Origin of the sequence: Flavobacterium seoulense (genome assembly GCF_000695795.1) — a bacterium.
In the GTDB taxonomy this organism is placed as follows: Bacteria; Bacteroidota; Bacteroidia; order Flavobacteriales; family Flavobacteriaceae; genus Flavobacterium; species Flavobacterium seoulense.
In genome coordinates this window covers 21,320-28,369 of record NZ_JNCA01000027.1, presented here as the reverse complement: position 1 = coordinate 28,369, position 7,050 = coordinate 21,320, and the positions used below count along the sequence as shown (strand labels likewise).

The window sequence follows — 7,050 nt, the reverse complement described above, 5'->3', positions numbered from 1 at the left end:
TACTCTTTCGCTTGTTTCTCACTTTTATTCGTGTTTCTCAAAGCGGGTGCAAAATTACAACTTCTTTTCATTCTGGCAAGAAAAATTTAAAGTTTTTTTATTCTTTTTTTTCAAAGCTTAAAAAACTTTTCTCTAACCATTATTTCAAATAACTTGCCGCTTTTGCGGGGTGCAAAGCTAATTTTTCTTTTCTTATCTCACAAGCTTTTTTTGACTTTTATTTTTAAAATAATCATCACTTTGCTTGCCAGTATATCTTAGAACGTTTTCGCTGTTGCGGGTGCAAAAGTAGAACCTTTTTCCGTTTAAACAACAACTTTCTCAAACTATTTTAAAACTATTTTTTAATCAACTGGAAATATGAAAGTTAAAAAACAAAGTTTTTTCAGTGTTGTGCGAGTTTAGGTTATTCTAACCACAAAGAGCACGAAGAAAGCACGAAGAAAGCACGAAGTTCACAAAGGTTTTTCCTCTATATATAATAGTGAAATCTCGTTTTAACCACCATTCCCTAGCCCTGATAGTAGTGAAAATCCTTGCTTGACGACTTTTTGTCAAGAAAGATTGCAGCGGATAGCAGGAAAGAGCTAATAATAAAGAAGCTTATACTATATATTAAGTATAAGCTTCTTTATATATGTATAACTACATTTTAAGGTTTAGCAGACAGTTTAGCATCCCAATACTCATTTAATCTATCTACATTTACCGGGCTTGCGGCTGGCTGATTTTGTAATCGTCCTGTTTCGAAAGCTTCTTTCAGTATGTTTTCGATTAAATAATCTTCATTAGTCTCAAATGGTTTGTACTCGGACTTTAAATTAATATCAAACATACTCGCCGCTGTGTTTGACCAAAAAGCTTTCCAGCCACTTTTTAGGGTTTTAACCAGTTCATAAGTTGTTTTTCCTGTTTGCCTATGAATTAGCTTTACTAAAATACGTCCCTGGCTTCGGGATAATTTTTTTAATCTTGCCTCAAATTCATTGGTAAGGTAATCTTCTACTATTTTAAAATACCTTTTCTTTTCTCTTTCTGATGAAAGCCTAGCCATACCTATATTTAGATTGGTCAACCTATCGGCTGCTAATTTAGCATAGGGATATGTTCTATAAACACGATTCTGTAAAATAATATATTGCTTTCTGGCTTCAGGATCTTGTTTTTCTTTAGAAATAGTAATTTCAGGCAAACGTATCGTATCACTTAAAATACTGTCTTTTTCAGTTAACACATATCCCATAGCATTAGGATCATAAGGAGTACCTCCTTGGCTAAAACCCGAAAAAGAAACCAACAAAAAGAATACTAGAAAAGAAATAGCTTTCATATAAGGTAATAATTTGCTGTAAAATTATACATTATATACACAACTGTAATACCAAATTTATATTTTAGCAAAAAAATATTTTATGAGTACAAAATCAATCCTAAACAATGATTCAATGGCTTTTTTAGAAAGCTACCTTAATAACGCATCACCTACTGGTTACGAAAGCAGCGGACAAAAAATCTGGATGGAATATCTAAAACCGTATGTGGATACTTTTATTACAGATACCTACGGAACGGCAGTGGGAGTAATTAATCCTGACGCTCCTTTTAAAGTTGTAATTGAAGGTCATGCCGATGAAATTTCCTGGTATGTAAATTACATTACCGAAGACGGTTTGATTTACGTAATTAGAAATGGTGGTTCTGATCACCAAATTGCACCATCAAAACGCGTAAACATTCACACTAAAAACGGAATCGTAAAAGGTGTTTTTGGTTGGCCTGCCATCCACACCAGAAACAGAGACAAGGAAGAAAATCCTAAAATCAGTAACATCTTTATTGATTTAGGTTGTGAAACTAAAGAACAGGTAGAAAAACTAGGTGTTCATGTAGGTTGTGTGATTACCTATCCTGATGAATTTGTGGTTTTGAACGAAAACAAATTCGTTTGCCGCGCTATCGACAACCGTATGGGAGGTTTTATGATTGCCGAAGTAGCTCGTCTTTTGCACGAAAATAAAGTAGAATTACCTTTTGGATTGTATATTACAAATGCCGTTCAGGAAGAAGTTGGTTTACGTGGAGCCGAAATGATCACACAAACTATAAAACCAAACGTAGCCATTATTACTGATGTTTGCCATGATTCCACTACTCCAATGATTGATAAGAAAATTGAAGGCGAAACAAAAATTGGGAAAGGTCCAGTAATAACTTATGCTCCAGCGGTACAAAACAATTTGAGAGACTTAATTATCACTACTGCCGAAGAAAAAGAAATTCCTTTTCAACGCCTGGCTTCTTCTCGCGTAACTGGTACTGATACTGATGCTTTTGCTTACAGCAATGGCGGAGTGGCTTCGGCTTTGATTTCTCTTCCGTTGCGTTACATGCACACCACTGTTGAAATGGTACACAAACAAGATGTGGAAAATGTAATTCAATTAATTTACGAAACACTGCTTAAAATAGAAAACAACGAAACTTTTTCTTATTTTAAATCATAGTTATAAAAACGAATAGCAATACAAAAAATCCTTAATTCTAATAAAGAATTAAGGATTTTTTATTGAATCAATAACCAATCACAAACCGTAAATTTCTATTTAATGTGAAAACCCAAAAAAAATACTCATTGCAATAATTAAAACAACAAGCATTGTTATAAAAACATATAAAAAGTCTTTCTCTATATAAAAAACAACTAAAGAAATCAACAATCTTAACATTGGCGTCAGGAATAAAAGTATAATTCCCAAAAAGATTACATATTCTCCTTTTCCTAAAATAACACCATCATAAACATTAGTAATAACACTAAAAATATTAGTATCATTTTCTTTAAATACTGAATAATTTTCCAAATCACTTCCATGATTCATTAAGTAAATTATTCCGCCTATAAAAGCAATAGATAAAGAAATCCAAACTCCATAACGTAATAAATTCCCAACAATAAGCTGAAAATCTTTTACTTCTATTTTTTCCTCTGTACTCATTTTAAATTTTTCCGTTAAGTCCATTATAAATCATATTTATAGCTAAAACAATTATTAAAAAAGCAAAAAACAAGCGTAATTTTTTAGGATCGGTTTTTACTAAAATTTTGGCTCCAGCCATTGCACCAAATAAAACACCTATAACCACCGGCATACAAATTCCAGGTTCGATATATCCTTTTTGAATATAAATAACGGAACTTGCCATTGCAGTAACCCCCATCATGAAATTACTAGTTGTAGTAGAAACTTTAAATGGAATTCGCATAATATTATCCATAGCAATTACTTTGAATGCTCCGGAACCAATTCCGAGTAAACCTGACATCATTCCGGCAACTCCCATCATGCTAAAACCTCCTATAACATTTTTAGTACCGTATGCTACTAATTCTTTATGATGGTTAGGATATGTCCCCGGAAGCTTAAGTGTTGTTGCTAATGGTGTTGATTGCAAAACAATATGCTCTTCTTTTTTTCGAAGTGAATTTATAGCCGAAAAAATTAATGTTAATCCAAACAAAACTGCTATAAAAGATGTTGGTGCAATTGTAGAAATTAATGCGCCACAAACGGCTCCAATAGTTGTAGCTACTTCTAAAAAAATCCCCAAACGCATATTAGTAATTCCTTCTTTAACATAAGCTGCTGCCGAACCTGAAGATGTTGCAATAACCGAAACTAAAGCAGCTCCAATGGCATAATGAATATCAACTCCTAGTAGTATTGTTAATAATGGTATAATTATGATTCCGCCCCCAAGACCTGAAAGCGAACCTATAAAGCCAGCCAAAAATGCTCCTAAAAGCATGATAAGCGTAAATGTAAGTACTGTCATTTTGAATAAAACTCTTTTGAACTAATGTTTCTAATAGCTATTTATTTAGAACATTAGTTTATAAATTGTAGACTGTCCTAAAATTAAGGACAGTCTTTTTAAAATTAATTTGATTATTTTTTGCTATTTCTATAGCTCAAATAAAACACCTGTGGTAAAACTGTTAATGATAATACCATACAAACAATTAAACCTCCAACAATCATAATAGCCAATGGTTTTTGTATCTCTGATCCCATTCCGGTTGACAATGCAGCTGGTAAAAGTCCTAAAGACCCCATCAAAGCAATCATAACAATCGGTCTGATTCTATTGTAAACACCATCACTAATTGCTTTTTTAAGCGACATTTTTTTGGCTAGATTTTCTTTGATAACACCTATTAAAACAATACTATCAATGGCACTGACTCCAAATAAAATAATAAATCCAATTCCAGCCGAAATTCCAAATACAGTTCCCGTAACCCATAAAGACAAAAATCCTCCAATAAAAGCATATGGCATTGTACTTATAGCTATAAGCGTATCTTTAAAATTACCAAAATTAAAGTACAACAAGAATACAATCAGTACCAGCACTACCGGAACTATAAGCGCAAGCTGTTTTGTTGCACGTTCTTTACTTTCAAATTCTCCAGCCCATTTCATTACATTTTCTTTTGGTAATTTTATTTCCTTAGCTACTTTTTTTTGTGCTTCGGCTATGGTACTTCCTAAATCCCTGCCATCAATATTAAAACCAATTGCTATGTAACGGCTATTTCCTTCACGATAAATAAATGTAGGACCCGTTTTATAATCAATGGTGGCAATTTCTTTTAAAGGAATCTTTTTACCATCCATAGTTGGAATCAAAATTTTCTCAATCTTATCTTTAGAATCTCTGTATTCTTTTTGAAAACGGATTCTAATATCAAACATCTTTTCATCATCGTAAAAAGTCGAAGCTGCCTGTCCTCCAATAGCCATCGAAATTACAGCCTGTGCATCGGCAGTTGTAATAGCATATCTTGCCATTTTTTCGTCGTGCAACTGAATTCTAAGTTCGGGCAAACCTATATTTTTATACACGTTCACATCTTCAATTCCCCGAACATCTTTAATACAATTAGCAACATCCTGAGCCATAGATTCCAACTCAAACAAATCGTTTCCAAAAATTTTAATTACTAATGGACTTTTTACTCCTGCTACATATTCTTCAACATTATCCTGAATAGGTTGACTAAAACCAAAGTTAATTCCAGGATAGATTTCCAGTTTTTCCTTCATCTCAGCAATCAATTCATTTTTGCTAATTTTCCTTTTCCAATCAGATTCTGGTTTTAATTCGATATGAAATTCGATATTAAAAAAGCCCGTAGGATCAGTTCCATCATTAGGTCTTCCCGTTTGAGATAAAATAAATTTTACTTCTTCAAACTGACTCATCGTTTTTTTCATTTCCTGAGTCAATCGCACTGATTCGTCTAAATTGACACTATTAGGCAAAGTAGCTCTCAAATAAATAGCACCTTCATTTAATTTAGGAATAAACTCAGATCCATAAAAAGCAAATCTTCCTGTACAAACAGCCAATAAACTTAAAAACAAGAGTAAAGTTCCTTTTTTATTTCTAGTACTCCATTGAAATAACTTATATAAATTTTCTCTAAAAAAACGACTGATTTTATTTTCTCTCTCAATGATATTTTTAGTCAATAATACTTTGCACATTGCCGGAACATAGGTTAGGCAAAGAATTAAAGAACCTAATAAAGCATAACCTAAAGTAAATGCAAGAGGTGAAAACATTTTTCCTTCTACTTTTTGGAAAGAAAATATTGGCAATAACGCAACAATCAAGATAATTAATGCAAAGAAAATATAAGTTGCCACACTTCCGACACTTTTCTTGATCAATCCCATTTTTGACATTTTATTGAAACGCTCCATTCCTACTTTATGGGCTTTGGTTTCGAGTGTAACAAAAACGGTTTCTACAATAACCAAAGTCCCTTCGAGAAGTAATCCAAAATCAAGCGCTCCCATCGAAATTAAATTAGCTGGTAATCCTTGAATTCGCAGCATAATAATAGCAAAAAGAAACGCTAATGGAATTACCGAAGCCACAATAACAGTAGTTCGCCAATTGTATAGAAAAATAAATACAATTAAAGAAACTAATAAAATTCCTTCGACTAAATTTTTACTAACAGTATGAACAGTATGATTTACCAATTCAGTACGATCAATAAATGGAATAATTTTTACATTAGAAGGTAAAATTCGTTCATTTAGTTCACCTATTCTTTCTCTTAACTTTTTAATTACATCTCCAGGATTTTCTCCTCTTAACATAATAACAATACCTTCAACAACATCACTATCATTATCTAAACCAGCCTGACCTAATCTTGGTTTTGCCGAAATAGAAACATTAGCTACATGTTTTACTAAAATAGGAGTATTTCCAACGGTTTTAATTAATATGTTTCCAATATCTTCCACCTTATCAATTAAACCTACACCTCTTACAACATAAGCCTGATTTCCTCGCTGAATAACATCTCCTCCAACATTAATATTACTTTTTGATACAGCATCAAAAACATCCAAAGGAGAAATATCATAATTATTTAATTCAGATGGATTAATCTTGATTTCAAAAATTTTTTCTTCTCCACCAAAACTTACCACATCAGCAACACCCGGAACAGAAACTAACTCACGCTCGATAACCCAATCCTGTAATGCTGTGATTTCTTTTATAGGAAGATCGCTTTTTATTACATATCTAAAAATCTCTCCTGTTGCTCCGGATGGCGGATCAATTTCCGGATCACTACCATCGGGAAGATTGATATTATTCATTCGATTTGATGCATATTGCTGTGCATAAAAATCGGTTACATCATCATTAAACAATACCGTTACAACCGATAATCCAAATAACGAAATAGAACGAACTTCGGCTTTCTTAGGAATTGTATTCATCGCATTAGTGATAGGCAAAGTGATGAATTTTTCTACTTCCTCGGCACTTCGACCAGGCCATTGCGTAATAATCCTCGCTCTGGTATTGGTCACATCCGGAAAGGCCTCAATTGGGGTATGTATATAACTGTAGACTCCTCCAATAAATAACGCCGCAGTCATAAAAAATATGATGAGCGAGTTTTTAAGAGAAAAGGATACAATATTTTGAACAAATTTTCGCATAATCTTGTATTAA

General features: G+C 32.8%; 5 protein-coding genes. 1 reads left to right on the top strand and 4 read right to left on the bottom strand.

Annotation, left to right across the window (positions count from 1 at the left end):
• Positions 1-652 precede the first annotated feature (652 nt).
• Complete coding sequence (locus FEM21_RS13480) at positions 653-1,330, bottom strand: DUF4294 domain-containing protein (RefSeq protein WP_035661314.1); 678 nt, start codon at positions 1,328-1,330, stop codon at positions 653-655.
• An 82-nt stretch (positions 1,331-1,412) separates the two neighbouring features.
• Here FEM21_RS13480 and FEM21_RS13475 point away from each other — a divergent pair, with 82 nt between their 5' ends.
• Positions 1,413-2,504, top strand: coding sequence for a M42 family metallopeptidase (locus FEM21_RS13475; RefSeq protein ID WP_035661312.1), 1,092 nt, complete (start codon positions 1,413-1,415; stop codon positions 2,502-2,504).
• 99 nt (positions 2,505-2,603) lie between these two features.
• Here FEM21_RS13475 and FEM21_RS13470 read toward each other — a convergent pair whose 3' ends face one another.
• The 3 genes from FEM21_RS13470 to FEM21_RS13460 form a co-directional block, all read right to left on the bottom strand.
• The gene (locus FEM21_RS13470; RefSeq protein WP_035661316.1) at positions 2,604-2,996 is read right to left on the bottom strand and encodes a DUF1634 domain-containing protein; all 393 of its coding nucleotides are present in this window, start codon (positions 2,994-2,996) and stop codon (positions 2,604-2,606) included.
• Between the two features lies 1 nt (position 2,997).
• Positions 2,998-3,834, bottom strand: coding sequence for a sulfite exporter TauE/SafE family protein (locus FEM21_RS13465; RefSeq protein WP_035661310.1), 837 nt, complete (start codon positions 3,832-3,834; stop codon positions 2,998-3,000).
• A gap of 113 nt (positions 3,835-3,947) precedes the next feature.
• Complete coding sequence (locus FEM21_RS13460) at positions 3,948-7,037, bottom strand: efflux RND transporter permease subunit (RefSeq protein WP_035661307.1); 3,090 nt, start codon at positions 7,035-7,037, stop codon at positions 3,948-3,950.
• Positions 7,038-7,050: the final 13 nt, after the last annotated feature.

Excerpts from the sequence above, each read along its gene's own strand:
- FEM21_RS13470 (WP_035661316.1), bottom strand. The coding sequence starts at position 2,996 with ATGAGTACAGAGGAAAAAATAGAAGTAAAAGATTTTCAGCTTATTGTT.
- FEM21_RS13460 (WP_035661307.1), bottom strand. The coding sequence starts at position 7,037 with ATGCGAAAATTTGTTCAAAATATTGTATCCTTTTCTCTTAAAAACTCG.
- FEM21_RS13465 (WP_035661310.1), bottom strand. The coding sequence starts at position 3,834 with ATGACAGTACTTACATTTACGCTTATCATGCTTTTAGGAGCATTTTTG.
- FEM21_RS13475 (WP_035661312.1), top strand. The coding sequence starts at position 1,413 with ATGAGTACAAAATCAATCCTAAACAATGATTCAATGGCTTTTTTAGAA.
- FEM21_RS13480 (WP_035661314.1), bottom strand. The coding sequence starts at position 1,330 with ATGAAAGCTATTTCTTTTCTAGTATTCTTTTTGTTGGTTTCTTTTTCG.